We start from the raw sequence: 26,434 nt of genomic DNA, 5'->3' as shown, positions 1-26,434 counted from the left end.
CGCATCATCCTCCTGGTTCTTCCGTTACTCGGCCGCGAGCGTAATGCCCATTGCTTCGAGGCTCGCCCGATCAGGCGCACCCGTTGGGGGCAATCCGTTCTCCTCCTGCCATTCCCGCATCGCTCGCGCCGAACCGTTACCCCAGACTCCATCCGGAGCGCCCGTGTCGAAGCCGGCGGCGTTAAGCATGGTCTGGATGGCACGATAGTCGTCGCGGGTGAGCTCGAGAAGGCTGAAGCCGCAGGCGCCGGCCACCGCCTCGACAACTGGCTGGATACCGGCGAGATCGAACGAGGCATCGTATCTCTGCCCGCCATCCTCAATGCGGAAGAAGACCTTCTCGGCGTCCAGCAGGCGACGCATCATCGCCTCGGCGCGGACACCAAACAGGCCGGAACCCTTGCTAGTGGTGAGCTTCGACCATTGCTGGGTCTCGGCAGGTCGGTCGTCGATCCTGATGGAGGTTGGAAGCGTGTCGGAGCGGAAATTGCCGCTGATATAGGTGTCTGCGTCATAGATGACCGAGCTCTCGCCTTCGCGGCACCTGAAGAACAGCCCGGGCGTCGTGGGAATGAACCCGGTCTCAGGAACAGCCGAGACGTTGCGTGCGAACACCAGCGGCGAGTCGTCGATCTCGGCCCGGGTTTCCTCGAATCCCCACCAGCCCCGAATCTCGTATCCTTGACCCGCCATGGCCGAGAAGATGCTCTTCGTGTAGTCGATCTCGGGATAGTCCGGATCCGCCCATTCAGGCAGGCTTGCCCGGCTGTCAGGCTCGGCCGCGTCTTCTGGACGATCCGCCGCCGGGGCCGTCGAGGCGACCTGGGGCGCGGCCGTCACCGCCACCGGCACGATCGTCCCATAGCGGGCCGCCATCCAGGCGGCGCGCAGCTGGGTCAGGGTGAGCTTTTCGGTCAGCACGCGGGAGACGGCAAGCGCGCCGACCAGACCGCCGGCCCCGGCCGCCTCGGCCTCCGCCTCCTCGATGATCTTCATCTGCGCCTCGATATCCCGCAGGATCTCGGCTGCCCGCGCTTCGTCAGGCGCCGCCACCGGAACGGTGATGGCGGTGACGGCGCCGCCGCCGGCCGCTGCCGCCTGGTTCTCGAGGATGGCCCGGGTGAGCTTCAGCGTCTCGATCCGTGCCTGGATTAGCGTCACGATGAGGCCGCCTTCGTAGCCGGCGAGCTCTGCTTCGGCCTCGGAGATCTCCTCTTCGATCCCTGCCACTTCGGCGCGCAGGGCCGAGAAATCCACGGAGGCGGCGGCTTCAGCGGGCACGGCCGGGGCGGGGCTGTCCTGCCCTAGGGCGGGAGCGGAGGTGCCTGCAATGAGGAGCGCGAGTCCGAGCGCCTTCTTCGAGGAAATGGTCGTCTTCGCTGCGCAGTGAATATAGGAAAGCATCAAGAGATCCCCGTAAATGTTCTGAGAAAACGTTATCCGATGCTCGGATTCGAGCAAGGGAGGCTAGAAGGGAGACGATTACCATAGGGGAAATTTTCAACATTAAATGGCCGACGGTTCTGCGGAGGCTCAGCCACTGATGCCGATCGAATCCCGAGGTTCCGCCATCACTGCGAAGCCAGTTGTATTGCCGCGCCGCCGTTAGACCGCACTCGGCGCCCCCAGGCGAACTTCTATAAAAGCTAGGCCAGTGAAGCTGCGCCTGCAGCAAATGACTGCGGTCCCGCCTCACCTGACTGAGGAGATGACGCCCGAACTCTGGATTGGCCTGCCGCCATAGCCCTTCGGCCAGCACCACTGCATATCGATAACGTAGCTCACCGCTGCGCATTTGGAAGCGGCCAAGCATTGGCGTTCGCATTCATCCAGAGAGATGCCACGGATGCCGTTGGCCAGAAGATCTGCCCCACGTAGATCGAGCCCGTTTTGTCGAGTCATGCGCGGCATTGGAGCCGGCGTAGGCGGAGGCGGAGGGGGAGCAGTTCGGAAGAAGCGACGCATGCAGCCATCAACCATGTCGCGGATCTTGGGGTCCACCACCTCCCCGGCAAAGCCGTAGGAGATGCTCTTATCCATATTAAAGACCTTACCGCCGATGGCCGAAGCGCCTGCGATCTCGGCCGCAACTTGAGGAGTGATCTGAAAGCCCGCGATCGTCTCGCCGTTGCCGTGCTGTATATAGCCGAACTCGTGGATCGTATGATCGTAGCCTCCGGCATGCACCATGAAGGGCCCTGCAAACGGCATGGGCGGCTCCTGCAGAAAGGTAATACCGTAAGGCCCTTCGTCACCGCAGCCGATGATGATCTTGTTTTGGCCGACGAAGGCATCTTGCTCGACGCGCAGCGATATCTCTCCCTCGTAGTTCACATACTCGACGGATTGTCCCCTCACGCCTTGAGAAACGACGCCGAGATCAGCAAGACGTTGGTGATCGACCAAGACCATGCTGTCGCCGCGCGCCGAGACGATGTCGGCGAGAAAATCGCTGTCGACCCCGCGGCTCTGGAGATAGGTGAGGATGATCGAGGTTAGTTCCTGACCCATTGCCAATGCGTCCGAACCGGTCAGCTCGTTCTCGGTGTAGAACTGGTGAACGCCCAGCCTGGCACCGTTTTCTATGAAGCGGAAGTCGGCCCCGAGATAGGCGTAGACGCAGGCGCTGGCGCAAATTGGAGAGCTGTCGCCTGCAATGCGCGAGGACGTGCTCTCGGGCCGGGCGGCAATGACCTGGCCAATGCGGATGCCCTCCATGAGTGCGCCGCCGGGGCTGTCAAACTCGAAGCTGATGTCGTTAATGGGCCGACCCTCGTAGCGCAGCAGCTCTGCCTTCAGTGCGGCAGCGTCACCATGCACGATCTCGCCGGACAACTTGACCGTCAAGCTGGCCGGCATGAACTGCGTGGCTTCCCTATAGCTGCTCGAAATCTGCATGGCTGCGCTACCCTGTGGGCCGATGATGGCACCGAAAAAGAGTGCGGCGGCAAAGGCGAGTCGATCGAGCACTGGCAACCTCGAAGCGGGAGCATCAGGAAAACCATTGCAAGTTAACGTGGCGCGCCTCTAGCAATCAACATGCGCCGGGCGACATCGATCAAAGTCGCCATGAATTTCCTCCCTCAGGGTGAAACGGTTCTCCAACACGGACATGATATCTGACAGCCACAGCTTCGCGGGGACCGAGAGACTACGCAAATGGGATACAATGCGGATTTGGCATGACAGTTTTCTGCGCGGAGCACCAACGTCCGGTGTGGGGAAGCGACAGCGCGGCATCCCTCAAGGGTCGACCGGCCGCAAAGGGCCGACCGTTCGCGCTGCACCTGCATTCGCTGCGGTCAGTCCGAATGTCGCTGATGGGCTCGAACCGGCCGATCGTTGCAGTTTGCACGAACAGCCGCTTCAGGTGATCTGCCCGAGGTGCTCCGGCTGCGCCGCCCACGCCGACGGAAGAGGCTCCAGCACCCTTGCCAGCGTCACCTCCGGCCCTTGCTTTCCGTCCAGGATCGCCTCGACGAGGTCGGGGGCGATCAGCGTCAGCCGTAGAACACGCGTCATGTAGGACGGCGCGATGCCCTCGCGTTCGGCCAGTTCGGCGATGGTGGCGAACTCGCCCGACTCCAGCATCCGCTTCCAGCGGAAGGCGCGGGCCAGTGCCTTTACCAGCGTGTTGTCGGTCCGCCGCGAGCGCGCCGCGCCTTCTGGCAACTGCATCGCCTTCCTCCCGCCGCGCTTCACGACGCGGAACGGGATGTGGAGTGTTACCGTCTCGGGGATTGGCGTGGCTCGGGTCATGCGGCCGCCCCCATGTCCCCAGCCAACATCTCGCGCGCGAGGCCGCCAAGGCCGTCCATCCGGAGCCGGAAGTTGAGCCCGTTCGTGCCGATATCGACGCGCTCGACCAGCATCGCCACGATGCGCGCCTGCTCGGCGGGGAAGAGTTCGTCCCACAGCGGGTCGAGCTGCTGCAAGGCCGCGCGTGCGTCGGCCCCGGTGATCTCGCCGTCCTGCACCCGGGCGGCTTTCCACGTGCCCGCCACGATCTCGGGCTGGCGGAACACCGCGCGAAGCTGGTCGATGACAGCGCCCTCGATCTCGCCCGCAGGCACGCGGCCGACCGGACACGAACCAGCACCGTGCTTCAGCACAGTCTGACTGACATAGTAGCGGTACAGCCTGTCGCCCTTGCGGGTGTGTGTGGGGGAGAAGGCCGCGCCATCGGGCCCGAACAGCAGCCCCTTGAGCAGCGCGGGCGTGTCGGCGCGGGTGCGGGCAGCGCGCTTGCGGGGGCTCTCCTGCAGGATGGCGTGGACGCGGTCCCACGTCTCGCGGTCGATGATGGCGTCGTGCTCGCCGGGATAGCTCTCGCCCTTGTGGACCGCCTCGCCGATGTAGGCGCGGTTGCTGAGCATCCGGTAGATGTACTTCTTGTCGATCCGGTTGCCGCGGGGCGTCCGGATGCCGCGTGCGCCGACCTCTCGCGCCAGTTCCGTGCAGGACCCGATCTCGAGGAAGCGGGCGAAGATCCAGCGCACATGCGCGGCGTTGTCGTCGTCCACAACCAGCTTCCGGCTCTCGACGCGATAGCCATAGGGCGGGACGCCGCCCATCCACATGCCCTTCTTTCGGCTGGCGGCGACCTTGTCGCGGATGCGCTCGGCCGTCACCTCGCGCTCGAACTGGGCGAAGGACAGCAGGATGTTCAGCGTCAGCCGCCCCATGGACGTGGTCGTGTTGAACGACTGCGTGACAGAGACGAAGGTCACGCCGTTGCGGTCGAACACCTCCACCAGCTTGGCGAAGTCGGCCAGCGACCGCGACAGTCGGTCGATCTTGTAGACCACCACCACATCGACCAGCCCGTCATCGATATCCTCCAGCAGCCGTTTCAGGCCGGGCCGTTCCAGTGTGCCGCCGGAGATGCCGCCGTCGTCATACTGATCGCGGACCAGCACCCAGCCCTCGGAGCGTTGGCTGGCGATGTAGGCCTCGCAGGCCTCGCGCTGGGCATGCAGGCTGTTGAACTCCTGCTCCAGCCCTTCCTCGGAGGATTTGCGGGTGTAGACCGCACAGCGCAGCTTGCGGACGACAGGTTTGTTCATGCTGGCCTCCGATGGGTTTTCAGCCCAAAGAACACCCACCCGTTCCAGCGCGTGCCGGTGATGGCGCGGGCGATGGCCGACAGCGACTTGTACGGCCGCCCCTGCCATTCGAAGCCGTCGGCAGTGACGGTGACGATCTGTTCGACGCCCTGCCATTCGCGCAGCAGCCGCGTGCCGGTGATCGGGCGGTCGCGATCGGCGCGGATGCCGCGCTTCTTGCTGTCGCCGCCGTCGAGGTCCTCGCCGAGGCGTTCCAGCCGCCGGATCGTCTCGGGCTTCAGCCCGCCATAAGCCAGTTCCTGGATGCGATAGGCCAGGCGGCTTTCAAGATAGCGGCGGTTGAACGGCGGCGGCTCGCTGTCGAACAGATCGCGCCACTGCTGCTTCAGCTCGGGCGTCGGCGTGGTCTTGAGCGCGGCCAGGCGCGCGGGGATGGGGTCGTGGGTCATCATGCATTTCTCCGGTGCGTTGGAGCTGCATGACCGCTCTGTTGGCCGCGAGAGTGAAGCGGAAATTCTCCATATCCAGCAGTATCTTGCGCGACGTCTCGCAGGTGCAGCCTGACCAGCCCCATCGCCAGAAGCCTGCAGAGTTCGGCCCGACGCTCGGTCGGGGTCATGAGATGTGTCGGATAAGGGTTCATTGCGCGGCTCCGTGCCCTGTCTCGGCTGAGCGGGCGGCCAACTCGAACGCCTCGATGTCGATGAGGCGATATCGGATACGGCCAGTTGCCCTTTGCGTCGATGGCCCGGCCACGCCAGCACAGCGATGCCGTCATATCCAGGATCCAGGAATGGCTCGTCGATCACTATGACACTTCGGCACCTGTGGCTGTCATGGTGGATCGCTCGGGCCTGTCGGAACGTAGCTTCAAGCGCCGGTTTTCCGCCGCCACCGGCTATACGCCCGTCGAATACGTTCAGGCGCTCCGGATCGAGGAAGCCAAGCAGATGCTCGAGACCGAGGACATGGCCATCGAAGACATATCCGCCGCCGTGGGCTACGAGGATCCGACCTTCTTTCGCAGGCTGTTCAAGCGCCGCGCCGGCGTGACCCCGGCACAGTATCGCCAGCGCAACCGACTCCGCAGTCTTCCCAGGTAATGGCTGTTTTGCCCCGAAACCGGTCGAAACGCCTCTGATCTGGTCCGGTCCGATCTGCGACGGTGGGGATGCAAGTTCCACGGGACAATCAGGAGACCGGACATGGATTTCTACCACACCCCAACCAGTTGCTCGCAGGCCACGCACATTCTTCTGCGCGAAGCGAAGCTCGATTTCCGGCCACATCGTGTCGACATCTTCAATCGCACGCTCGAGGACGGTTCCGATTACACGCGGATCAATCCCAACGGCTATGTGCCCGCCCTGGTGCTTGATGATGGCATGCTGCTGACCGAGAACGTTGCCATCCTGGACTGGATCGCAAGCCAGGCTGATGGCCTTCCGCCCACGGGCCGACTTGGGCGAACGCGGCATCTGCAGATGCTTGGCTTCATCTCGACCGAACTGCACAAGCCCTGCATCCCGCTGTTCTTCATCGAGGACGCGGAACAGCAGAGCCGGATCCGGGATCTGCTGTCGTCCCGGTTCCGCAGGATTGGGTCAATGATGGCGGGCGACCATCTGTTCGGAGACCGCTTCACCGGCGCGGATGCATTCCTTTATGTCATGCTTCGCTGGGCAGCGATGCTTGAGATCGCGACGCCGAAGGTTTTCGACGCGTTCGTCGATCGCGTCGAACAGAGGCCCGCGGTGCAGGCCGCTCTCGCCGCCGAGGCGGTGTCGCCGTTGCACGCCGACGTGGCAGAATGCGCCTGATCAAGGGCGCCCCAAGGGCGAGGCATCATTAGTCCCCAGGGGAGATCGAAGGAGCACCCTCATGACACAGGCGCTTTCCGTCCTTGCGGTCCTGCTGGTCGCCGTGACCATGGGCCTTGCACTTGCCCATGCGCTGGAGTTTCCGGGAAAGCTGCGGCTGGACGAGCAGACCTATCGCGCCGTGCAGGCGATCTATTATCCCGGCTTCACCATCGGGGGGCTGATCGGAGAGCTGGGAGCACTTCTCCTTCTGCCGGTCCTGCTGTTCCTGCTGCCAATCGGCGGCGACCGGTTCTGGTGGACTGCCGCCGCCCTTGCCTGCCTGGCCGCCGGGCACGCGGTCTACTGGCTCGTCACCCATCCGGTGAATGCGGTCTGGCTGCAGGACACGGACATTTCGGGACCGGGAGCCGCCTTCTTCTCCATCTATGCAGGACGCGAAGCAGATTGGCAGCACCTTCGGAACCTGTGGGAGTATTCCCACATCGCGCGCGCCGTGCTGGGCATGGTCGCGCTGACTGCCATGGTCATCGCGCAGACAGCTTAGGGCGGGCTGACGCGATTGACGGATCGAAACATCGAAAAGCGGATCGAGGAGAAACGCCAGATGACGACAAATGACAAACGCGGCTTGGTCCGCATTCTGAACATCGATGCGGCGACCTGTCTCGCGATGGGGCTGCTGCTGGTCCTTGCCGCGCGCCCGGTCGGCACAATCACGGCCATTCCTGGACCGGTGCTGTTCTACGCCGGCGTATTGCTGATCCCGATCGGCATCTGCATGGCCGTGATTGGCCGCGCCGGAACCGGCAGCGCGCTTGCTGTATGGCTCGTCATCCTCGGCAATGTCGGGTGGACACTTGTCAGCGTGGCACTACTCGCCTTCATCACCCCCAATGTCCTCGGAATCGCGCTGATCCTCACGCAGGCGCTGATCGTCGGCCTTCTGGCCTGGCTCGAATACCGCGCCTGGAGCAGCTTGGGCGACCGCGCTGACGCAGTTGCATGATTGCGGGCGACTGTAACGGCGGAGAGGTGGGATTACACAGCGGAAAAGAACGGCGCGCGGCATTGAGCCTTCAGTCCCGCGCGCCGAAAGCCACTCGGCTCGTGATTGTGGCCAAAAGAACTGGAGAGGGTTGGATATCAGGCCCATTCCCTCCGCCACTTGCCCTCGCAAAAGCGTTCTCCCGATCCGGCTGCGGCCGGATTTTTCCGTTGTTTTTGAGGGTTATGCGGGAGGGGCTGAACACTGCCCTTGGTGCCAGAAGGCCCGGAAGCGGTCTCTCAGGACCGATATTCTCCGGACCTCATGACTGTGCCGCTTTGGTGAATAACTTGTAACTATCAGAATTATATTGGTTTTGTCGACGTCCCACCTGAACACTCCGACGCCAGTGGCGTTCGTGAGAAGGAACCCGGATCAAACATTCAACAGGCGCATCATAGCCTTGCCGCGCTGAATCAATCAGCTGCCTTCCTGTTCCCGCAACGCTGAGACCCGACCATGGCCACCCTCGTCCTCGGCGCCGCTGGCGCCGCCATTGGCGGTTCGATCGGCGGCGCGATCCTCGGCGTCAGCGCCGCGACCATCGGCGGCTTCATCGGCTCCACCATCGGCTCGGTCGTCGACAGCTGGATCATCTCGTCGCTGGCGCCCACCCAGCGCATCGAGGGCGCGCGGCTCGACACGCTGCGCATCACCTCGGCCACCGAGGGCGCGGTCATCCCGCGGCTCTACGGACGGATGCGGATGGGCGGCAACATCATCTGGGCGACCGATTTCCGCGAGGAGACGAAGACCACCACCCAAGGCGGCGGCAAGGGCGGCGGGGGCGGCAAGGTCAAGACCACCGAATATCTGTACTACGCCAGCTTCGCGGTCGCCTTGTGCGAGGGGCCGATCACCGGCATCGGCCGCATCTGGGCGGACGGCAAGCCGATGGACCTCTCCGGCGTCACCTGGCGCTGGTATCCCGGCGACGAGGCGCAGACCGCCGATCCCTTCATCGCGGCGAAGATGGGGGCTGCCAACACCCCAGCCTATCGCGGCACCGCATATGTGGTCTTCGAGGAACTTGCACTCTCGACCTTCGGCAACCGCCTGCCGCAGCTCTCCTTCGAGGTGTTCCGGCCGCTCGCGGACCCGGACACGGCAGAAGGGCTGACCCGCGCCGTCACCATGATCCCGGCATCGGGCGAGTTCACCTACGCGACGCAGGCCATCCGCAAGACCGATGGCGGCGCGACGGTGCCCGAGAACCTGAACGCGCTGGCAGACTTCACCGACATGGTGGAGGCGCTGATCTGCGCTCCCTGGTGGACTGCATCCGGCTGGTGCGCCGCACCGCGATGCAGACGGCCGTCCGCATGATCACCACCGGCGTCATGCTGGCGCTGCTCGCGGGCATCGCGATCAAGCTGAAGATCTTCGGCGGCGGCCCGTAGCCGCTCACCATTCCCCATTCATCAGCCCGCAATGACCCGCCCTCGAGGCGGGTTTTTCGTTTCGGAGGACCCCATGACCACGACCTTCCACCGCCATTGGCGCGATGTGCCTGCGGGCAGCTGGCGCTGGCCCAATTTTAGCCCGGCCGAGATCGCCTGCCGGGGCACTGGCAAGCTGCTGATCAATGAAGCAGCGCTCGACAAGCTGCAGGCGCTGCGCGACTGGCTGGGCAAGCCGCTGATCGTCCGCTCCGCCTATCGCAGCCCCGAGCATACCAGCTCTCGCGCATGCCGACGGTGTTCATGACGAGGTCATGAACCGCCGGGATCAGGTGCGAGCCCATCTCCAACACGAACACTGGCAGCGTCAGGATGGCCGCGATGGCGACGTCGCGACCTAACGCCGCTTGCTCCGCCTGCTTGCGGGACGCATGCGCCTCGTCGTCTTCATTCCCATTTACCGTCCGAGCCTCATACCCCGCAGAGGCGACTGCAGCGACGAGATCGCGATCCGCGACAGTGCCGGAAGTCGAGAGCGAAGCACGTTCGGTCGCCAGATTTACGGTGGCGGATGTGACGCCCGGAACTGCGAGCAGCGCCTTTTCCACGCGCGCCACGCAGGACGCGCAGGTCATGCCATCGATGGCGAGCGTGATCGCACGGCCTGGAACCTCGTAGCCTGCGTCTTCGATCGCCCGGACCAGACTGGCCTGATCGACAGGCTGGACCAAGGTTACATCGGCACGCTCGGTGGCGAGGTTGACCGTCGCCTTTCCCACGCCTTCAACGCGGTTCAAGGCCTTCTCGACTCGCCCGACGCAGGAAGCACAGGTCATCCCGACGACCGGTAGCGAGACGGTGGCGAGTTTTGGTGTCAGGTTGGAAGCGATCTCGGCGCTTCCTGTCGCGTGGACGTTCATCGTCAACTCCATTGGCGAGTGCTGTTGGAGCTCTTCTGCTCTTTCCAGTCACTGGAAGGTCAACACCCGATTTCGTGTTGATGTCGCCCCTTGACCTTCCACCAACTGGAAGCCCCATCTTGAAAGGTAAGCAGAACCCTTCAGGAGAGTGCCATGCAGTTCCAGATCGACAACATGACGTGCGGCGGCTGCGCCAGGAGCGTCACCAAGGCGATCCATTCGGTCGATCCGCAGGCGAAGGTCGACATCGATTTGCCCCAGAAGCGGGTGACCGTGGAGTCGGGCGTCGATCGATCTGCTGTTGCGTCCGTGCTCGAGGACGCCGGGTTCTCGCCTCGCCCTGCGGCATGACGCTCGGCCAATAGTCAGAAGCAGCGCCAAGAGGAACGCGCTTACTTGAAGCGGGTTGTAACTGCTGAGTAAGCGTCTTCCCTGGTGGATAACCATTGATGAAAAAATCAGCGCGGATTTGGAACATGGCAATGGCAGCGTTACTGGCGCTGACATTCGCCTTCATCTGGCCGCCTGCCAACTTTGGCTCCCCATCACCCAACGATCACACAGCGCAAGCGGAATCCCATACTCAACACGCTCATGCCAAACCGAGCGACCAGCACAGCATTCTCACCGTTCAGATGGACGCCGACTGTGATGCTGCGACATTAGGCTGTTGCATGATGGCTCATTGCTGTCGGGGGATTTCAGTCGGAGCGCATGAAATTACCACCGTTACGGCCAGCGACGAGACGACGGCTGCCGCACCGGTTCGGGGCCTCGGCAGCGATCCAGGAGTGATCCTCCCCCCTCCGCGACGTCTGTGGCTCTGATCGCTCGACAATCCAATACATTTAGGAGAACTCAAGATGACTATCGCAAAGACGATCCTCGCCGCGGCTGTCGCCGCAACCGCATTCTCTACGCCTTTGCTGGCGCAGGACGCGGAATTCCAGCTCCCCGAGCAGTGCACGACAGCTGCAGCAGCAGGCGGTATGGATCACTCGGCCATGGGTCATGGTGGCATGCAGGATGATCAGCCGGGGGGTATGGATTCCGGCATGATGGGCATGATGGGTATGGGAGGCATGGATCTCGAGTCCATGCCCGAGCATGTCCAGGAAAACATGCGCCGGATGATGATCAGCATGCCGGCCATGCACGAAGGCATGATGAATGAGGATGCCGACGTGGCCTTTGCCTGCGGAATGATCGCACACCATCAGGGCGCCATCGACATGGCTCAGGTCCTTCTGGAGCATGGCGATGATCCCGAGATGATCGAACTGGCTGGCGAGATCATTGCCGCACAGGTCGGCGAGATCGAGCAGATGACCACATGGCTGGCTGAGAACGCCAACTGAAACTCAGCTGGCCGCGCGGTGCAGGCCGCGCGGCCATTTCTGTCTCTTCGCTTCGAAACCTCTTGAGCTTCCAGTGGCTGGAACCCCTATAATGGTGGAAGCAGCTTCGGAGACGACGCCATGAACATCGGAACAGCCGCCAGGCAATCGGGCCTCCCGCCCAAGACGATCCGGTACTACGAGGACATCGGTCTGCTCACCGCCGACCGGGCCGCCAACGGCTACCGCGACTATTCCAACGAGGACGTCCACCGGCTGCGCTTCGTCCAGCGGTCCCGCAGCCTCGGGTTTTCGGTCGAGGAATGTCGGCAGTTGCTCTCCCTCTATACCGACCGCGACCGCGCCAGCGCGGATGTGAAAGCGATCGCCACCGAGAAGCTTGGCGAGATCGACCGCAAGATCGCGGAACTGACCGGGTTGCGGGAGATGCTCGGGCATCTTGTCGAGAATTGTCACGGCGACGCCCGCCCGGACTGCCCGATCATCGACGGGCTCTCGGGAAGGTCGCGCGACCACTAGGACTCAGGAGATCGGAACGATGATGGGCGACGGCATGATGTGGGGAATGGGACTGTGGGGCGTGGTGGTCGCCATTCTCGTGGTGCTCGCTGTCGCCGCCCTCGTCAAATACATCTTCTTTCGCTGATGGCCGGATCCTGGCGCAGACGGGCGCACCGGATGCCGGTCAAGCCCATCTTGCCCGATGTACTTCTGTTGCCCGCATTATCCGCGATGATCGCGCTCATGCCGCTTCCGGCCGCGGCGTTCCTCCACGCCTCCAAGACAGATACCGGCTCCGGCCGAGAACTTTACGTCGAGCACTGCGCGGCCTGCCACGGCGTCGATCTGGAGGGACAACCCGACTGGCGCAGCTCCGACGCCAGTGGGCTCTATCCAGCGCCGCCCCATGACGAGACCGGCCACACCTGGCATCACGATGATGCGATGCTCATCGACTACATCACCCGAGGCGGTCAGGCTGTCCTGGACGACATGGACGTGACCTTCACATCGGGCATGCCGGGCTTCGGTTCCATGCTGGAGCAAAGCGAGATCGAAGCGATCCTTGACTACATCAAATCAACTTGGCCCGAACACATTCGCGAGCAGCAGGCGCAGAGGTCGAACGCCGCCGCTGCCGATTGACGCTTTCACGACACCCTTCAGACCTTCTGAAAGAGCGCGAAATGAAACCGCTGCACGCTGCCCCAGGGCGTTCGGTGCGCGTGGCTCAGCGATCGGACCAGCCGATACCCGCTGCCCAGCCGATCCGAAAGCAGGGCTGCATCATAGCGCGCGACCGGCAAGCCGCTGCACGATGTCGGGCCATCGAGGGCGAAAGTTCCAATGATGGCGTGGCCGCCGGAGACCAAGGTCTGATCCATGACTTTCAAATAGGTGTCCTGATGGGAAGCCTCGGTCAGGAAATGGAACGCGGCCCGATCATGCCAGACGTCGAAGCGGCCGGAGGGCTGCCAGTGCAGGACGTCCGCCACCACCCATTCGATCGATGCATCCTGAGGCAGTCGCGAGCGAGCCTTCGCGAGAGCGGTTTCCGAGATGTCGAGCACCGTGATACGGCGGAACCCGTGTTCCAGCAGGCAATCCACCAGCCTCGATGAGCCGGCGCCGACATCGACGATGGCCGCGTCCTTGCCCGCGCCAGTCTCCGCGATGAGGTCGAGCGATACCTGCGGACGGTCTTCGAACCAGCTTGTCTCTGCCTCCTCTTTGCTCCAGTAGACGTCTTCCCACCGGTTCGGGTCTTCGGACATCGTCATCCCTTCACAGCTCGGTCCGCCGCAGTCGCAGCGCGTTACTGATCACCGAGACGGACGACAGGCTCATCGCCGCCGCCGCGATCATCGGGGACAGCAACATCCCGGTCAGAGGGTAGAGCAGCCCGGCCGCGACCGGCACGCCAAGGGCGTTGTAGGCGAAGGCGAAGAACAGGTTCTGCTTGATGTTGCGCAGGGTGGCGCGGGCCAGCTTCCGAGCGCGGACGATGCCCATCAGGTCGCCGCCAAGCAGGGTGATGCCTGCGCTTTCCATCGCCACATCCGCGCCGGTGCCCATGGCGATGCCGACATCGGCGGCGGCCAGTGCGGGCGCGTCATTCACCCCGTCGCCCGCCATCGCGATCTTGTGGCCGTCGCGGCGCAACTGGTCGATCAGATCCTTCTTGGCTTCGGGCAGGACCCCTGCGCGCACCTCGTCGATGCCGAGCTTTCCCGCAACCGCCTGCGCCGTGCGTTCGTTGTCGCCCGTCGCCATGATCACCCGCAAACCTTGGGCGTGAAGTTCCCTGATCGCCTGCGCGGTGGAGTCCTTTATCGGATCGGCCACCGCCACGATCCCGGCCAACGCGCCTTCAACCGCGACGAACATCGCAGTCTTGCCCTCGGCGCGCAGGGTGTCGGCCTTTGCCTCGGCCGCCCCCGTGTCCAGCCCCATCTCCCGCATCATCGCGGCATTGCCGAGCGCCACCGCGCGTCCCCCGACACTGCCACGCACGCCCTTGCCGGTGACGGCGTCGAAATCGGCCGCCTCCTGTCGCGGGACGCGCTGCGCCTCGGCGCCCTCGACGATCGCCTCGGCCAGCGGATGTTCCGAGCCGCGCTCGAGCGCTGCGGCCAGCGAGAGCAGGTCGGCCTCCGTCACGTCCGCCAGCACCACGGTATCCGTCAGCTTAGGCTTCCCCATGGTCAGGGTGCCGGTCTTGTCGACGATCAGCGTATCGACGGCCGCCATGCGCTCCAGCGCCTCGGCGTCCTTGATGAGCACACCCGCCTGTGCGCCGCGTCCCGCCGCCGTGGTGATGGAGATCGGCGTCGCCAGCCCCAACGCACAGGGACAGGCGATGATCAGCACCGATACGGCCGAGGCGATGGCAAAGACCAGCGCAGGTTCGGGGCCGACGGTCAGCCAGACGACGAAGGCTATTATGGCGATGGCGACCACCGTCGGCACGAACACGGCCGAGACCCGGTCCGCCAGTCCCTGGATCGGTGCACGGGATCGCCGCGCGTTCGACACCATCGCGACGATCTGCGCCAGCACGGTATCGGACCCGACCTTTCCGGCCTCGATCACGAGAGAGCCGTTCTTGTTGATCGTGGCCCCTGTCACCGCATCGCCCGGACCTTTTTCGACCGGCATCGACTCGCCGGTCAGCATGCTTTCGTCCAGCGAAGACCGCCCTTCGATCACCGTCCCGTCTACCGGTACGGCATCGCCGGGGCGCACGCGGAGCCGGTCGCCCTCCATGATGTTCTCCAGCGGTGCATCGTATTCGGTGCCATCCGGCAGGATGCGCCGCGCGGTCTTGGGCGCGAGGTCGAGGAGCGCGCGGATCGCGTCACCGGTCCGTTCGCGCGCCCGCAGTTCCAGGACCTGACCCACGAAGACCAGCGCAACGATCACCACCGCCGCCTCGTAATAGGTGCCCACGCCGTGGCCCATCCGGTACTGCTCCGGGAAGACGCCTGGCAGGAAGGTCGCAACCAGCGAATAGAGATATGCCGCTCCGACGCCGAGGCTGATCAACGTCCACATGTTGGGGCTGCGGTTCACCACCGAGTCCCAGCCACGACGGAAGAATGGCAGCGCCGCCCAGAGGATGATCGGCGTCGCCAGTACGAACTCCAGATAGCTCGCCGTCTGGTGGCCGATCCAGTCGCGCACCGGCAGCGCCACCAGTTCGCCCATCGTCAGGATGATGAGCGGCACCGCTGCCGCCGCCGAGATCCACATCCGCCGCGTGAAATCGGTCAGTTCCTCGCTCGGCTCGTCTGAGGGCACCATCGGCTCCAGCGCCATGCCGCAGATCGGGCAGGATCCCGGAGCGTCGCGCACGATTTCTGGATGCATCGGGCAAGTGTACTGCACGTTGGCCGGAGCTGCCTTCCTCTGCCCGGCAGCCCGTCCCGAGGCGTAGAACCACGGATCCGCCTTGAACTTCGTCTGGCATTTCTCTGAGCAGAAATGGAAGGTCGCGCCATCGAACTCCGTATGACGTCCATCTGGCTTGACAGCGACGGTCATCCCGCAAACCGGGTCCTTCGCCGTTTCGGTCCCAGCCGGGATATGGGGCGACGTGTGATGATGATCGTGGTCCATGTCCTGCCAACCTTTCAATGTCATGCATCACCTTGCGGCTTCCAGTGACTGGAAGCTCAAGCCCTTTCTTTTCGGTTGTGAGCACCCCCTTATCGGAAATGCGCGCCAGGAATACGCGGACCAACAAGACCACAACTGTGCCGACGATGCCCATCACGACGATCATCGGCTCAGATCGCGAACAGGTAGAGGATGTCAGCTGTAGAACTGCATGTGCAGCAATCTGGGCTACCCCAGCCAGAACATCCGGAGCGGCATCCAGATCGCCATCGCCATCATCATCAGGTTCCCGTGCAGCATGGGCCGAGTTCCAGCGAAAATGCGCCGCGCTGGGCAGGATGATCGATGTTGAGACCTGCGACAACTTCTTCCTCAAAGCCATCGGCGCCGACGCGCAGCCGCTTGGCTGGCCTTCCCCTCTTGAATCGCATTTGGGCAGGTCCGCCGACGGCATTCCTTTTTTCGCGCAGAGCGAGAAAGCGGTCTGGCTGTTCGACCGAACACCAACCGTGGCGCGCGCTGCCGCCGCTCGCTACCCGGTCATCGGGCTGAAAGAATGCCAGGACGCCAGCGTTCCCAGCACGAGGAGGTGACGGGCCGCCCGGCCCAGTGCCTCGGACAGGAAGCAGGCTCGGAGCGACAGGGTCAGAAACGCGCGGCCGCATTTTTCTGCCACAAGGCGCGGAATCCGCCGACAGGCGTAGACGTGGGGCAGCAGCGATGCAGCCCAGGACCGGCCGGGCGGCGACGCGGCAGGGGCCGGGGCCGGCGGCGCGAGCCGCGCTGTGTCACAGCCTGTGTCACACCCTCGCCAGGCTGTCACACGCGGCATCGATCGGCAGATCTCGGGTCGCTGTTCTTGCTGAAATTTCCGGATGACTGGCTGGGGCGGTAGGATTCGAACCTACGGTACACGGTACCAAAAACCGATGCCTTACCACTTGGCCACGCCCCAACCGTGCGGGGGTGAATAGCCAAGACGAGAGGGGGGTTCAAGTCGAAAAATGCCGAAACTTGCCTCGGCGGGCGACGACCATTAAGCGCGCGGGATGGAGCATGTGGATCTTGCCATATTGGGCGCCGGGGCGGCGGGGCTGTTCTGCGCGGGGTTGTCCCTGGCGCAGGGGCGGCGTGTCGTCGTGCTGGATCACGCGGCCCGTCCGGGCGACAAGATCCGCATTTCCGGCGGGGGGCGCTGCAACTTCACCAACATGGCGGCGGCCCCCGACCGGTTCATCTCGGCCAATCCGCGCTTCGCCGCGAGCGCGCTGGCCCGGTTTTCGCCCGCCGATTTCGTCGCGCTGGTCGATCGCGCAGGCATCGCCTGGCATGAAAAGACGCAAGGCCAATTGTTCTGCGATGGCAAGGCCACCCAGATCACGGGCATGCTGCTGGACCGGATGAGGGGTGCCGATCTGCGCCTTGGATGCGCACTTGGCGAGGTGCGCCATATCGGCGACCGGTTCCGGATCGACACCGGACAGGGCCCGATCAGCGCGGCGCGGGTGGTGGTCGCCACTGGCGGAAAGTCGATCCCGAAGATGGGCGCGACCGGCTATGGCTACGAGGTCGCCCGCGCCTTCGGTCTGCGCTGCCTCGAGACCCGGCCCGGTCTCGTCCCGCTGAGCTTTGCCGAGCAGGATCTGGCGCTGTGCAGGCCGCTGGCCGGGCTGTCGGTCGAGGCGGCGATAGCCCATGGCGGTGCTGCCTTCCGCGATGCGCTGCTGTTCACCCATCGCGGCATCAGCGGCCCGGTGATCCTGCAGATTTCCAGCTTCTGGCAGCCCGGCGAGGCGCTGCGGATCGACCTTGCCCCCGATCTCGACATCGCGGCCGCGCTGAAGGCGGCGCGCGGCAAGGCTGGACGGGTCGGCCTTGCCACGACGTTGTCGCGGCATCTGCCCGAGCGCCTGGCCCAGCATGTCGTGGCGGAACTTGGGCTTCCCGATGCGCGGCTGGCCGATCAGCCGAACGCGGTCCTTGAGGCGGTAGGCGCGCGGGTCAACCGCTGGCACTTGCGTCCGGTCGGCACCGAGGGCTATCGCACGGCCGAGGTGACCCTGGGCGGCATCGACACCCGAGACCTGGACGCCCGCAGCATGGAGGCCCGCACGGTGCCGGGACTGCACTTCATCGGCGAATGCGTGGACGTGACGGGATGGCTGGGCGGCTACAACTTCCAATGGGCCTGGGCCTCGGCCGATGCTGCGGGCCGGGCCGCCGCCACACTCTAGGGACGCGGCTTCTGATTCAGCAGGTTGCGGCCGTCATCGAGGCGCTGGCGGTCGACGAGCTGCTCGAATGCGGCATCGGGACTGAGGTCAGGCAGCGGCGCGGGGCCGGCCGAAGGCGCCGCGGTCGGGGCGGCCGTGCCGTGCCGCGCACCCTCGAGGTCGATCCGGTGGATCGGCTCGGGTACGGCAAAGCCCGCCTGATCAAGCGCCTCGCGCAGCCGGCGAAACGCCTCGCCGCGGGCCAGATCGAAATCGGTGCCGTCCTGCGACACCCAGCCCCCGGCACGGATCACCAGGAACTCATTGCCGGCGGCTTCGACCCATGCGACCGGCTCGGGCCGGGGCAGCACGAAATCCATCTGCGCCAGGGTCTGCAGGGCCAGGTCGCGGGCGGCGCCGAGATTCGAGACCGGGTCGACGGTCAGGTCGACCAGGAAGCGCCGTTCGGGATTGCGGGTGAAGTTGGTCAGCACCGCCTTGTAGACGATCTGGTTCGGGAAGCGGATGTGGTTTCCGTCAAGCGTCAGCAGCGTGGTGCCGCGGCTGGTCATGCGGATCACCCGCCCGCGCTGGCCCGCGATCTCGATCAGGTCGTTGGGCCGGAACGGCTGGCGCAGGGACAGCAGGATGGTCGCGACGAAGCTTTCGATGCTGTCGCGCGCCGCGAAGGACAGCGACAGGCCAAAGATGCCCGCCGCGCCCAGCAAGGTGCCCAGAAGCGCGGTCGCCTCCATCAGGTCCAGCGCCACCACCAGCGCCACGATCCACGCGGTCAGGCGCAGGCACTGGGCGAGGAAATCGGCGATGAAGGGGTTGGGGGCGATTCGCGCCAGGGTCTTCTGGCGTCGCGACAACCAGCCGCCGATCACGACGATGCTGCCGCCGACGACCAGCCCCAGAAGCACGAAGGGCAGGCCGGCGACGACCTGGCTGACGCGCTGCACGAAGCGGTCGCGCACCGAGCCGAGCCGCATCCCGATATCGGTGCTGAGCCTCACGCGATCCTCGATCGTGGCGACGCCGTCGATGCGCGCGATCAGCGCGTTCAGCCGGTCGATCGTCTCCTGCTCGGTGACCTCGCCGGTCAGCGTCACGATCCCCGCATCGACATGCGCCCGGACCGCATCGAAGGCCGCCACCTGAGCCAGGATGCTGTCGATCCGGTTGCGGATCGCCAGGTCGATCGCGGCGTTGTCCTTGACCGAGATCGTCCCGCTGGGCAGCTGCGCCTCGGCCTCGGCCTCCTGCGCGGCCAGCGGCAGGGCCGCGAAAAGCGCCAGGATCAGCGTCGTGGCAAGGGCGGCGATGCGCGTCATGCGCGGATCGGATCGGCCTTCGCCAGGGCGTCGAACCGCATCAGCGAGGCGACGAGCCCGGCCATCTGGTCCAGCGGGATCATGTTGGGACCGTCCGAGGGCGCGGTATCGGGTGCCTCGTGCGTCTCGATGAACACGCCCGCCACGCCCAGCGAGACCGCGGCACGGGCCATGACCGGCGCAAATTCGCGCTGCCCGCCCGAGGATCCGCCCTGCCCGCCCGGCTGCTGCACCGAATGGGTGGCGTCCATGATGACCGGATAGCCGGTCCGCGCCATGATCGGCAGCGACCGCATGTCCGCGACCAGCGTGTTGTAGCCAAAGCTGGCACCGCGCTCGGTCAGCAGGATACGGTCATTGCCGGTCGAAGCGACCTTGTCGGCGACATTCGGCATGTCCCAGGGCGCCAGGAACTGTCCCTTCTTCACGTTGATGACCGCGCCGGTCTCACCCGCCGCCAGCAACAGGTCGGTCTGCCGGCACAGGAAGGCCGGGATCTGGATCACATCAACCAGCTTGGCGGCCTGCACCGCCTGCGCGGCGTCATGCACGTCGGTCAGCACCGGGCAGCCCAGCCGCTGTCGCACCGTCGCGAGGATCTCGAGCCCCTCCTCGATCCCAAGCCCGCGCCGCCCCCTCAGCGAGGTCCGGTTCGCCTTGTCGTAGCTTGCCTTGAAGACATAGCCCGCGCCCGCCGCCGCGCAGGCATCGGCCATGCGTTCCGCAATCATCAGCGCATGGTCCAGCGATTCCAGCTGGCACGGACCTGCGATGACGGTCAGGGGCAGGTCGTTTCCGCAGCTGAGATCGCCGATCTGGACATGGCGTGCCTGGGTCATGTGGATACCTGTTCGCGAAGGATCGAGGCTGTCAGGGACAGCATCAGATAGATACCCGAAAAGATCAGGAAAGCCACCAGCGTGTTCTGGAACGCCTTGGGATAGGTCGCCTCGTCCGGCGGCACCGGCGCCACCGACAGCGACAGGTAGCGCACCTGCTTGTTCGCCTCGATCCGCGCCGTTTCCATCTGCGCGGCGGCGGCGGCCAGCAGTTCCTGGCGGGTCAGCAGGTCGCTTTCGGCGATCCGCAACTCGCCCGAGATGGCGGCCAGCGAGCTGCGCCGGTCGCTGCCCTCGGTCAGTTGCAGCCGGGTCTCGGCGATCATGTCGCCGAGGCGCCGGATATCGCCCCTGAGCCCCGCGACGCGGCTTTGCTGGGGCTGCGGATTGGCCAGCAGTTGGCCCAGTTCCAGCTGCTTGGTCGCCAGCTGGCCCTCCAGCACCGCGATCTGGTTCATAACCACCGAGCCCTCGGCGACCGGGTCCAGCACACCCAGTTCCTGCTGCAACTCCTGGACGCGGCGCTGCGCGGCCAGCACCTTTGCCTCGGCGTCCTCGTAGTTCCGGCTGGCGCCAGCCATCTGGTCGTCGCGCAGCCGAGAGGTCATCCGGTCGACCTGCTCTTCCGCATAGTCGATCAGCGCAAGCGAGAATTCCTGACTGAGGCGCGGGTCCGGGGCGATCACCTCCATGTCCAGCACGCCCTCGGTCGGGTCATAGCCGATCTTCACCGAATCCAGATAGACCCGGTAGGCCGCCTCGTTCGTGGCCTCGGCGTCCAGCCGCTTGACCGGATCGATCGCCGGGTCCTGGAAGGCGCGCTTGAACCCCTTGTCCCCATCCAGCCGCAGCATTGCATCGCGCGAGGTCAGATAGCTCTGCACCGCCACCGAATCCGGGTTGGTGGCCAGCTGCGATCCGCTGAGCAGCCCGCCAAGCCCGCCGCCACCGCCAGACTCGGCCGTCTGGATCTGGAACTGAGAATAGGTGGCGTAAAGCGGGGTGGCGATGCGGAAGTAATACCAGCCCGCAAGGGCCGTCGGCAGGACCACGAAGAACAGCAGCCGCAGCGTCAGCATCGCCATGCGGCGACGGCGACGACGGGCGATGTCGCGCTGGATGCGGTAGATCTCGGCCGCGCGGCGTTCCTCGGTCAGCGCCTCGCGCGAGGGCAAGGGCGGGCGCGACGGCCCGACCTCGGTGCCGGGGCGGACGGTCGCGGGCGGCCTTGGCGCGGGAACCACGGCGGGGGTGTTGCGCGCCGGCGCGGCCTGCGCCGCGGTTCCGGCATTGGCGAGGATCTGGCTCAGCGCGGCGCGATGGGACGGATCGATCCCGCGTTCGCGCAGCCGCAGGACCGCCTCTTCGTCTGATTCGACCGGGATCTGGTGCAGCGTGGCGATGCGGCGGGCGATACGCAACTGCCGTTCGGTCAGCTTTTCCTCGCGGATCGCCTTCAGCTTCAGGGCCAGCGCGGCCTTGTCCTCGGCCGCCGCCACCGGGGTGTTGGCCGCGCGCGGCGGATCGCCCGCAGGCGCGGCGGTTCCGAAACCGTCATCGACGGGCTCGCTGCGCATCATGCGGTCGCGTTCCTCCTCGGACCCCGCGCCGACCGGGCCCAGACCAAAGCGCGGCGGCAGGTCGGCCTTCTTGCGAAGTTCGATCCGCACGCCTTGGACCGGCGCGGTGGCCGCGGGCGGAACCGCATCGGGGTCCGTGTCGGGACGCACGGATTCGGTCGGCGACAGGTGAAAGCGGCGGGCCTTAGGCGGTGTAGTCATAATACTGCTTGGCCTCGTCAAGGGACTCGAACATGTACAGCTTTCCGTCGCGCAGGATGGCCGCGTTCCGGCAGAATTTCTCGATCGTCTGGGCCTGGTGCGACACGATCACCACCGTCGAGGCCCGCAGCCGGTCGAACAGCACCGCACCCGCGCGGCGGTTGAACTCGGCATCCATCGTCTGCGGCATGCCCTCGTCGATCAGGTAGATGTCGAATTCCAGAGACAGCAGCAGCGCGAAGGAAAAGCGCTGCCGCATCCCCGCCGAATAGGTGCCCACCGGCATGTCGAAATATTCACCGATATCGCTGAGCCATCGCGCAAAGGCCGACACGTAGTCCGGGTCCAGCCCGTAGATGCGGGCGATGTAGCGGGCGTTCTCGTTGGCCGAATGCCTGCCGACGACGCCGCCCATGAAGCCCAGCGGGAACGAGATGCGGCTTTCGCGGCGGATCTTGCCCTCGTCGGGCTTTTCCAGGCCGCACATCATGTTGATGAGGGTGGTCTTGCCGGTGCCGTTGGGCGCCAGGATGCCCAGGGAATTGCCAAGCTCGACCCGGAACGAGGCCTGATCCAGGATCACCTTGTGCTGCGTCCCGGTCCAGAAGGACTTCGAGACATTGTCAAATTCCAGCATGGCTGTCCGTCACCATCCACCACGTTCTGCCCGGCCCGCCATGCCGGTCGTCAGACAGAACCTGCCGGACCATAGGCCCGCCCCCGCTGCAAGTCCAGTTCACTTCCGTGATGCCTGACAACCGGTGCGCGTGTCACCCTTCTTTCGCAGCGCATTTTCACTAGATGTGAACGATGTCCAGCCTGATCCACCGCATCGCGGCCTGCCGCCTCTGCGCGCCACGCTTTGCAGCCACCGCCACCGCCCACCGGCCGCGTCCGGTCGCGTGGTTCCGGCCTACCGCGCGCATCCTGATCGTGGGCCAGGCCCCCGGTGCCCGCGTCCATGCCAGCGGCCGACCCTTCACCGACCGGTCGGGCGATCGGCTGCGCGACTGGATGGGGGTCGACGAGGCCGGCTTCTACGATCTGGACCGGGTGGCGATCGTGCCGATGGCGTTCTGCTTTCCGGGCTATGACGCGCGGGGCGCCGACCTGCCGCCTCCACCGCTCTGCGCCAGCACCTGGCGGGCCGAGGTGATGGCGGCGCTGCGCCCGCGGCTGACGCTGCTGGTCGGCGGCCACGCCCTGCGCTGGCATCTCGGCGCGGCAAGCGTGACCGAGGCCGTGCGATCCTGGCGACGCCATGCGCCGTCCACCTTTCCCCTGCCGCACCCCTCGTGGCGCAATACCGGCTGGCTGCGCCGCAACCCGTGGTTTCAGTCCGAACTGCTGCCCGCGCTGCGCGCGGCGGTGGCCGCCGAACTGGCCTGCGGCGCCGGCGATGCGTGCAGCTCGGCCGCCACATCGGCATCCAGCGGCACGTCAAGGCTGTTCACCACGAAGCCCAGCACCGAATAGAACCCGACCGTCGCCATCAGGTCCAGAAGCCCCGCGACCCCCACGAGCGCCGCCACCGCCTCGCGCGTGGTCGGCTGCAGGCGGGCCGAGGCGGCCAGCTGGTCCACGGCCTCGGCGAGCACGCGATCCTCGGGCGTCATTTGCGCCAGCGGGCCGGCGAGGCTGGCGATCCGGGCGTCGTCCATGCCGATCGCGCGGGCGCGGCTGACGTGGTGGGCCCATTCATAGGGCGCATCCAGCCGATGGCCCGTGCGCAGGATCACCACCTCGCTTTGCTGATCATCAAGCGCGCGGTCGCGCACCACATGCTGACGCAGCGGCGCCCATGCCGCCAGCAGGGCCGGGTGGCGGGCCATCACCCGATAGACGTTCAGCCGCCCGGCAAAGCCATCGCGCAGCGCGGCAACGGATTCGGGCCAGTGGCTGTCGTTTAGGGGTTCATACCGGGCGCTCATCGGGACATCCTTTCGCAGCCAGAGACTCAGGAACCTCGTCATGTCGCATGTCTTCCCCCGCCATTGCCACGTCCAATTGCCCACCGCCGTCGGCGGCGAGGGGGTGTGGCTGATCGATTCGGATGGCAAACGCTATCTCGATGGATCGGGCGGCGCGGCGGTCAGTTGCCTCGGGCACGGCGATGCCGAGGTGACCGGGGCGATCAAGGCACAGCTGGACCGGCTTGCCTTCGCCCATACCGGCTTTCTGACCAGCGAACCGGCCGAGGCGCTGGCCGACCTGCTGATCCGGCACGCGCCCGGCGATCTGGACCGGGTCTATTTCGTCAGCGGCGGGTCGGAGGCGACCGAGGCCGCGATCAAGCTGGCCCGGCAGTACTGGGTGGAAAAGGGCCAGCCGCAGCGGTCGCGGCTGATCGCGCGGCGGCAAAGCTATCACGGCAACACCATCGGGGCGCTGTCTGCGGGCGGCAACGCGTGGCGCCGCCAGCAGTTCGGCCCGCTGCTGCTGGATGTCAGCCATATCGCGCCCTGCTATGAGTATCGCGACCGCGCCGATGGCGAGACCGCCGAGGATTACGGCATCCGCGCCGCCGAAGCCCTCCGCACCGAGATCGAACGGCTTGGCCCCGACACGGTGATGGCCTTCATGGCCGAACCCGTGGTCGGCGCGACCGCCGGCGCGGTGCCCCCCGCACCCGGCTATTACCGGCGCATCCGCGAGATCTGCGACGAATACGGCATCCTCCTGATCCTCGATGAGGTGATGTGCGGCATGGGCCGCACCGGCACCCTGTTCGCCTGCGAGCAGGACGGCATCGCGCCCGACATCCTGTGCATCGCCAAGGGTCTGGGGGCCGGGTACCAGCCGGTCGGCGCGATGCTGTGCAGCCGCGCCATCTATGAGGCCATCGCGCAGGGCAGCGGGTTCTTCCAGCACGGCCACACCTATATCGGCCATCCCGTCGCCACGGCGGCCGGCCTGGCTGTCCTGCGGGCGATCCTCGGCCGTGACCTGCTGGCGCAGGTGCGCGACCGGGGCGAGACGCTGCACTCGGCGCTGCAGGCGCGGCTTGGCCAGCATCCGCATGTCGGCGACATCCGCGGGCGCGGGCTGTTCCGCGGCATCGAGATTGTCGAGGACCGGGCCAGCAAGGCCCCCTTCGATCCGCAGCGCAAGGTTGCGGCGGCGCTGAAGAAGGCCGCCTTCGCGCGCGGGCTGATCTGCTATCCCATGTCGGGCACGATCGACGGGCGGACCGGCGATCACATCCTGCTGGCGCCGCCCTTCATCATCACCGAGGCCGAGATCGGGATGCTGGTCGACCGGCTGGCCGGCGCGATGGACGAGGTGCTGGGCGTGGCGGCGTGATGCGGCGGATGCGCAGGTAGGCGTATGGGGCGGGCGTCACGCCCGCGCAGGTTGCCTGATGCTAGGCAAAACTGCGAATTTCCCGGAAAAGGGATTGCCAAACGGATGGAGGGCGTTACCGTATCGGAGTAACGCGCGCCCCAGAAATGCGCGATAAAATTACGCCAACATCCTGACTGGAAAGGGAGAAAATTCCATGATCAGATACGCATCCGTCCTGTTGACCTCAGCTTTCGCCTTGGGCGCGACGGCCGCGGCGGCGCAGGAAGAGCGCTTCATCACCATCGGAACCGGCGGACAGACCGGCGTGTACTATGTGGTCGGGCAATCGATCTGCCGCCTCGTGAACCGCGACACCGAGACCACCGGCATCAAGTGCACCGCGCCCTCGACAGGCGGGTCGGTGGCCAATGTCAACGCCATCAAGTCGGGCGACATGACCATGGGCGTCGCCCAGTCCGACATCCAGTATCACGCCTATAACGGCAGCTCGCCCGAATTCGAGGGCGACATGAAGTTCGACAATCTGCGCGCGGTCTTCTCGGTCCACCCCGAACCCTTCACCGTGGTGGCCCGCAAGGACGCCAATATCGCCAGCTTCGACGACCTCAAGGGCAAGCGGGTCAATGTCGGCAACCCCGGCTCGGGCCAGCTGGCCACGATGGAGGTGGTGCTGGGTGCCAAGGGCTGGTCGATGAGCGACTTTTCCCTTGCCTCGCAGCTGAAGCCGGCCGAACAGTCGGCGGCTCTGGGCGACAACAAGGTCGACGCGATCATCTATACCGTTGGCCATCCCAACGGCTCGATCCAGGAGGCGACCTCGACCGTCGAGGCCAACCTGGTGCCCGTCGAGGGGCCGGAAATCGACAAGCTGGTCGAAGAAAACGCCTATTACGCCAAGGCGACGATCCCCGGCGGCATGTATGCGGGCACGGATACCGACACCAACACCTTCGGCGTGAAGGCGACCTTCGTGACCTCGGCCGATGTGCCCGAGGATCTGGTGTACGAGGTGGTGAAGGCCGTGTTCGACAATTTCGACCGCTTCAAGGGCCTGCACCCCGCCTTCGAGAACCTCGAGCCCGAGGCGATGGTGACCGAGGGCAACAGCGCCCCGCTGCATCCGGGCGCCGAGAAGTACTACAAGGAAAAAGGCTGGATCCAGTAATCCGGCAAGCTTAGGGGGCGGCCGGATCGGCCGCCCTTCGTCTTCATTTCAGACAATAATAA

General features: G+C 65.4%; 26 protein-coding genes, 1 tRNA gene and 3 pseudogenes. 16 read left to right on the top strand and 14 right to left on the bottom strand.

What is annotated here, in order from left to right:
• Positions 1 to 24 precede the first annotated feature (24 nt).
• The 5 genes from Q5Y72_RS12425 to Q5Y72_RS12405 all read right to left on the bottom strand — a co-directional run bounded on the left by Q5Y72_RS12425 (position 25) and on the right by Q5Y72_RS12405 (position 5,518).
• Positions 25 to 1,461 carry a peptidoglycan-binding domain-containing protein gene (locus Q5Y72_RS12425; protein WP_305963736.1) on the bottom strand — a complete coding sequence of 479 codons (1,437 nt, stop codon included), beginning with the start codon at positions 1,459 to 1,461 and terminating at the stop codon, positions 25 to 27.
• 231 nt (positions 1,462 to 1,692) lie between these two features.
• The gene (locus Q5Y72_RS12420) at positions 1,693 to 2,970 is read right to left on the bottom strand and encodes a hypothetical protein (protein ID WP_305963735.1); all 1,278 of its coding nucleotides are present in this window, start codon (positions 2,968 to 2,970) and stop codon (positions 1,693 to 1,695) included.
• Positions 2,971 to 3,366: 396 nt separating this feature from the next.
• Positions 3,367 to 3,678: a ParB/RepB/Spo0J family partition protein gene (locus Q5Y72_RS12415; RefSeq protein ID WP_443147231.1), complete on the bottom strand. Its 312-nt coding sequence runs from the start codon at positions 3,676 to 3,678 to the stop codon at positions 3,367 to 3,369.
• A 77-nt stretch (positions 3,679 to 3,755) separates the two neighbouring features.
• Complete coding sequence (locus Q5Y72_RS12410) at positions 3,756 to 5,066, bottom strand: recombinase family protein (RefSeq protein WP_305963733.1); 1,311 nt, start codon at positions 5,064 to 5,066, stop codon at positions 3,756 to 3,758.
• Positions 5,063 to 5,518: a DUF2924 domain-containing protein gene (locus tag Q5Y72_RS12405; RefSeq protein ID WP_305963732.1), complete on the bottom strand. Its 456-nt coding sequence runs from the start codon at positions 5,516 to 5,518 to the stop codon at positions 5,063 to 5,065. The genes Q5Y72_RS12410 and Q5Y72_RS12405 overlap by 4 nt, the downstream gene beginning before the upstream one ends.
• A gap of 291 nt (positions 5,519 to 5,809) precedes the next feature.
• On the opposite strand from Q5Y72_RS12405, the gene Q5Y72_RS12400 reads away from it, so the two are divergent.
• From Q5Y72_RS12400 to Q5Y72_RS19910, 7 genes and pseudogenes are all read left to right on the top strand, one after another.
• On the top strand, positions 5,810 to 6,169 hold the full coding sequence (locus Q5Y72_RS12400; RefSeq protein WP_305963731.1) for a helix-turn-helix domain-containing protein: 360 nt from the start codon (positions 5,810 to 5,812) through the stop codon (positions 6,167 to 6,169).
• Between the two features lie 102 nt (positions 6,170 to 6,271).
• Entirely contained in the window at positions 6,272 to 6,886 is a 615-nt protein-coding gene (locus tag Q5Y72_RS12395; RefSeq protein WP_305963730.1) for a glutathione S-transferase C-terminal domain-containing protein, read from the top strand.
• Between the two features lie 61 nt (positions 6,887 to 6,947).
• Positions 6,948 to 7,433, top strand: a complete 486-nt coding sequence (locus Q5Y72_RS12390; protein WP_126155449.1) for a DUF1772 domain-containing protein — start codon at positions 6,948 to 6,950, stop codon at positions 7,431 to 7,433.
• Between the two features lie 15 nt (positions 7,434 to 7,448).
• Positions 7,449 to 7,895: a hypothetical protein gene (locus Q5Y72_RS12385; RefSeq protein ID WP_082658013.1), complete on the top strand. Its 447-nt coding sequence runs from the start codon at positions 7,449 to 7,451 to the stop codon at positions 7,893 to 7,895.
• A gap of 498 nt (positions 7,896 to 8,393) precedes the next feature.
• Positions 8,394 to 9,191, top strand: a pseudogene (locus Q5Y72_RS12380) (baseplate multidomain protein megatron); the annotation flags it as partial.
• 14 nt (positions 9,192 to 9,205) lie between these two features.
• Positions 9,206 to 9,334, top strand: coding sequence for a hypothetical protein (locus Q5Y72_RS20035; RefSeq protein WP_504222731.1), 129 nt, complete (start codon positions 9,206 to 9,208; stop codon positions 9,332 to 9,334).
• Between the two features lie 73 nt (positions 9,335 to 9,407).
• Positions 9,408 to 9,608 (top strand): annotated as a pseudogene (locus Q5Y72_RS19910) (D-Ala-D-Ala carboxypeptidase family metallohydrolase); the annotation flags it as partial.
• Here the strand turns inward: Q5Y72_RS19910 and Q5Y72_RS12375 are convergent.
• Positions 9,517 to 10,254 (bottom strand): heavy-metal-associated domain-containing protein, encoded by a 738-nt coding sequence (locus tag Q5Y72_RS12375; protein WP_371930819.1) that lies wholly within the window; start codon positions 10,252 to 10,254, stop codon positions 9,517 to 9,519. The pseudogene Q5Y72_RS19910 and the gene Q5Y72_RS12375 overlap by 92 nt on opposite strands.
• 153 nt (positions 10,255 to 10,407) lie before the next feature.
• Here Q5Y72_RS12375 and Q5Y72_RS12370 point away from each other — a divergent pair, with 153 nt between their 5' ends.
• The 4 genes from Q5Y72_RS12370 (at position 10,408) to Q5Y72_RS12355 (ending at position 12,758) form a co-directional block, all read left to right on the top strand.
• Positions 10,408 to 10,605 (top strand): heavy-metal-associated domain-containing protein, encoded by a 198-nt coding sequence (locus tag Q5Y72_RS12370; RefSeq protein ID WP_090614344.1) that lies wholly within the window; start codon positions 10,408 to 10,410, stop codon positions 10,603 to 10,605.
• Between the two features lie 512 nt (positions 10,606 to 11,117).
• A complete protein-coding gene (gene copM, locus Q5Y72_RS12365) occupies positions 11,118 to 11,612 on the top strand; it encodes a CopM family metallochaperone (protein ID WP_305963728.1) in 495 nt (164 codons plus the stop codon).
• Positions 11,613 to 11,732: 120 nt separating this feature from the next.
• The gene (gene cueR, locus Q5Y72_RS12360) at positions 11,733 to 12,131 is read left to right on the top strand and encodes a Cu(I)-responsive transcriptional regulator (RefSeq protein WP_305963727.1); all 399 of its coding nucleotides are present in this window, start codon (positions 11,733 to 11,735) and stop codon (positions 12,129 to 12,131) included.
• A 159-nt stretch (positions 12,132 to 12,290) separates the two neighbouring features.
• On the top strand, positions 12,291 to 12,758 hold the full coding sequence (locus tag Q5Y72_RS12355; RefSeq protein WP_305963726.1) for a c-type cytochrome: 468 nt from the start codon (positions 12,291 to 12,293) through the stop codon (positions 12,756 to 12,758).
• A gap of 17 nt (positions 12,759 to 12,775) precedes the next feature.
• Here Q5Y72_RS12355 and Q5Y72_RS12350 read toward each other — a convergent pair whose 3' ends face one another.
• Together Q5Y72_RS12350 and Q5Y72_RS12345 are read right to left on the bottom strand one after the other, a co-directional pair.
• The gene (locus Q5Y72_RS12350; protein ID WP_305963725.1) at positions 12,776 to 13,387 is read right to left on the bottom strand and encodes a class I SAM-dependent methyltransferase; all 612 of its coding nucleotides are present in this window, start codon (positions 13,385 to 13,387) and stop codon (positions 12,776 to 12,778) included.
• Positions 13,388 to 13,397: 10 nt separating this feature from the next.
• Positions 13,398 to 15,731 (bottom strand): heavy metal translocating P-type ATPase, encoded by a 2,334-nt coding sequence (locus Q5Y72_RS12345; protein WP_305963756.1) that lies wholly within the window; start codon positions 15,729 to 15,731, stop codon positions 13,398 to 13,400.
• Between the two features lie 338 nt (positions 15,732 to 16,069).
• On the opposite strand from Q5Y72_RS12345, the gene Q5Y72_RS12340 reads away from it, so the two are divergent.
• Positions 16,070 to 16,324 (top strand): hypothetical protein, encoded by a 255-nt coding sequence (locus Q5Y72_RS12340; protein WP_305963724.1) that lies wholly within the window; start codon positions 16,070 to 16,072, stop codon positions 16,322 to 16,324.
• A 287-nt stretch (positions 16,325 to 16,611) separates the two neighbouring features.
• On the opposite strand, the gene Q5Y72_RS12335 is transcribed toward Q5Y72_RS12340, so the two are convergent.
• Positions 16,612 to 16,686: transfer RNA gene (locus Q5Y72_RS12335), tRNA-Gln, on the bottom strand.
• Positions 16,687 to 16,780: 94 nt separating this feature from the next.
• On the opposite strand from Q5Y72_RS12335, the gene Q5Y72_RS12330 reads away from it, so the two are divergent.
• Positions 16,781 to 17,965 carry a BaiN/RdsA family NAD(P)/FAD-dependent oxidoreductase gene (locus Q5Y72_RS12330; RefSeq protein ID WP_305963723.1) on the top strand — a complete coding sequence of 395 codons (1,185 nt, stop codon included), beginning with the start codon at positions 16,781 to 16,783 and terminating at the stop codon, positions 17,963 to 17,965.
• Here Q5Y72_RS12330 and Q5Y72_RS12325 read toward each other — a convergent pair.
• The 4 genes from Q5Y72_RS12325 to Q5Y72_RS12310 are packed head-to-tail and all read right to left on the bottom strand — an operon-like array spanning position 17,962 to position 22,538.
• The gene (locus Q5Y72_RS12325; protein ID WP_305963722.1) at positions 17,962 to 19,281 is read right to left on the bottom strand and encodes a mechanosensitive ion channel domain-containing protein; all 1,320 of its coding nucleotides are present in this window, start codon (positions 19,279 to 19,281) and stop codon (positions 17,962 to 17,964) included. The genes Q5Y72_RS12330 and Q5Y72_RS12325 overlap by 4 nt on opposite strands.
• Positions 19,278 to 20,120 (bottom strand): 3-deoxy-8-phosphooctulonate synthase, encoded by an 843-nt coding sequence (kdsA, locus tag Q5Y72_RS12320; protein ID WP_305963721.1) that lies wholly within the window; start codon positions 20,118 to 20,120, stop codon positions 19,278 to 19,280. The genes Q5Y72_RS12325 and kdsA overlap by 4 nt, the downstream gene beginning before the upstream one ends.
• Entirely contained in the window at positions 20,117 to 21,901 is a 1,785-nt protein-coding gene (locus tag Q5Y72_RS12315) for a KpsE/RkpR family capsule polysaccharide export protein (protein ID WP_305963720.1), read from the bottom strand. The genes kdsA and Q5Y72_RS12315 overlap by 4 nt, the downstream gene beginning before the upstream one ends.
• A complete protein-coding gene (locus Q5Y72_RS12310; RefSeq protein WP_305963719.1) occupies positions 21,885 to 22,538 on the bottom strand; it encodes an ABC transporter ATP-binding protein in 654 nt (217 codons plus the stop codon). Before Q5Y72_RS12310 ends, Q5Y72_RS12315 begins: the two co-directional genes overlap by 17 nt.
• Positions 22,539 to 22,711: 173 nt before the next feature.
• On the opposite strand from Q5Y72_RS12310, the gene Q5Y72_RS12305 reads away from it, so the two are divergent.
• Positions 22,712 to 23,377: a uracil-DNA glycosylase family protein gene (locus Q5Y72_RS12305; protein WP_305963718.1), complete on the top strand. Its 666-nt coding sequence runs from the start codon at positions 22,712 to 22,714 to the stop codon at positions 23,375 to 23,377.
• Between the two features lie 155 nt (positions 23,378 to 23,532).
• Here Q5Y72_RS12305 and Q5Y72_RS19905 read toward each other — a convergent pair.
• Positions 23,533 to 23,733 (bottom strand): annotated as a pseudogene (locus Q5Y72_RS19905) (carboxymuconolactone decarboxylase family protein); the annotation flags it as partial.
• Between the two features lie 139 nt (positions 23,734 to 23,872).
• Here Q5Y72_RS19905 and Q5Y72_RS12295 point away from each other — a divergent pair.
• Positions 23,873 to 25,204 (top strand): aspartate aminotransferase family protein, encoded by a 1,332-nt coding sequence (locus Q5Y72_RS12295; RefSeq protein WP_305963717.1) that lies wholly within the window; start codon positions 23,873 to 23,875, stop codon positions 25,202 to 25,204.
• 196 nt (positions 25,205 to 25,400) lie between these two features.
• Positions 25,401 to 26,372 carry a TAXI family TRAP transporter solute-binding subunit gene (locus Q5Y72_RS12290; RefSeq protein ID WP_305963716.1) on the top strand — a complete coding sequence of 324 codons (972 nt, stop codon included), beginning with the start codon at positions 25,401 to 25,403 and terminating at the stop codon, positions 26,370 to 26,372.
• Positions 26,373 to 26,434 lie beyond the last annotated feature (62 nt).

It is taken from the genome of Paracoccus spongiarum (assembly GCF_030732095.1).
GTDB classification, from domain to species: Bacteria; Pseudomonadota; Alphaproteobacteria; order Rhodobacterales; family Rhodobacteraceae; genus Paracoccus; species Paracoccus spongiarum.
This window is presented reverse-complemented; position numbering and strand designations above follow the sequence as displayed.

Coding starts and splice junctions, on each gene's coding strand:
- Q5Y72_RS12415 (WP_443147231.1), bottom strand. CDS start 3,678: ATGCAGTTGCCAGAAGGCGCGGCGCGCTCGCGGCGGACCGACAACACG.
- Q5Y72_RS12410 (WP_305963733.1), bottom strand. CDS start 5,066: ATGAACAAACCTGTCGTCCGCAAGCTGCGCTGTGCGGTCTACACCCGC.
- Q5Y72_RS12405 (WP_305963732.1), bottom strand. CDS start 5,518: ATGATGACCCACGACCCCATCCCCGCGCGCCTGGCCGCGCTCAAGACC.
- Q5Y72_RS12400 (WP_305963731.1), top strand. CDS start 5,810: ATGGCCCGGCCACGCCAGCACAGCGATGCCGTCATATCCAGGATCCAG.
- Q5Y72_RS12395 (WP_305963730.1), top strand. CDS start 6,272: ATGGATTTCTACCACACCCCAACCAGTTGCTCGCAGGCCACGCACATT.
- Q5Y72_RS12390 (WP_126155449.1), top strand. CDS start 6,948: ATGACACAGGCGCTTTCCGTCCTTGCGGTCCTGCTGGTCGCCGTGACC.
- Q5Y72_RS12375 (WP_371930819.1), bottom strand. CDS start 10,254: ATGAACGTCCACGCGACAGGAAGCGCCGAGATCGCTTCCAACCTGACA.
- Q5Y72_RS12370 (WP_090614344.1), top strand. CDS start 10,408: ATGCAGTTCCAGATCGACAACATGACGTGCGGCGGCTGCGCCAGGAGC.
- copM (WP_305963728.1), top strand. CDS start 11,118: ATGACTATCGCAAAGACGATCCTCGCCGCGGCTGTCGCCGCAACCGCA.
- cueR (WP_305963727.1), top strand. CDS start 11,733: ATGAACATCGGAACAGCCGCCAGGCAATCGGGCCTCCCGCCCAAGACG.
- Q5Y72_RS12355 (WP_305963726.1), top strand. CDS start 12,291: ATGCCGGTCAAGCCCATCTTGCCCGATGTACTTCTGTTGCCCGCATTA.
- Q5Y72_RS12350 (WP_305963725.1), bottom strand. CDS start 13,387: ATGTCCGAAGACCCGAACCGGTGGGAAGACGTCTACTGGAGCAAAGAG.
- Q5Y72_RS12345 (WP_305963756.1), bottom strand. CDS start 15,731: ATGGACCACGATCATCATCACACGTCGCCCCATATCCCGGCTGGGACC.
- Q5Y72_RS12340 (WP_305963724.1), top strand. CDS start 16,070: ATGATCGATGTTGAGACCTGCGACAACTTCTTCCTCAAAGCCATCGGC.
- Q5Y72_RS12330 (WP_305963723.1), top strand. CDS start 16,781: ATGGAGCATGTGGATCTTGCCATATTGGGCGCCGGGGCGGCGGGGCTG.
- Q5Y72_RS12325 (WP_305963722.1), bottom strand. CDS start 19,281: ATGACGCGCATCGCCGCCCTTGCCACGACGCTGATCCTGGCGCTTTTC.
- kdsA (WP_305963721.1), bottom strand. CDS start 20,120: ATGACCCAGGCACGCCATGTCCAGATCGGCGATCTCAGCTGCGGAAAC.
- Q5Y72_RS12315 (WP_305963720.1), bottom strand. CDS start 21,901: ATGACTACACCGCCTAAGGCCCGCCGCTTTCACCTGTCGCCGACCGAA.
- Q5Y72_RS12310 (WP_305963719.1), bottom strand. CDS start 22,538: ATGCTGGAATTTGACAATGTCTCGAAGTCCTTCTGGACCGGGACGCAG.
- Q5Y72_RS12305 (WP_305963718.1), top strand. CDS start 22,712: ATGTCCAGCCTGATCCACCGCATCGCGGCCTGCCGCCTCTGCGCGCCA.
- Q5Y72_RS12295 (WP_305963717.1), top strand. CDS start 23,873: ATGTCGCATGTCTTCCCCCGCCATTGCCACGTCCAATTGCCCACCGCC.
- Q5Y72_RS12290 (WP_305963716.1), top strand. CDS start 25,401: ATGATCAGATACGCATCCGTCCTGTTGACCTCAGCTTTCGCCTTGGGC.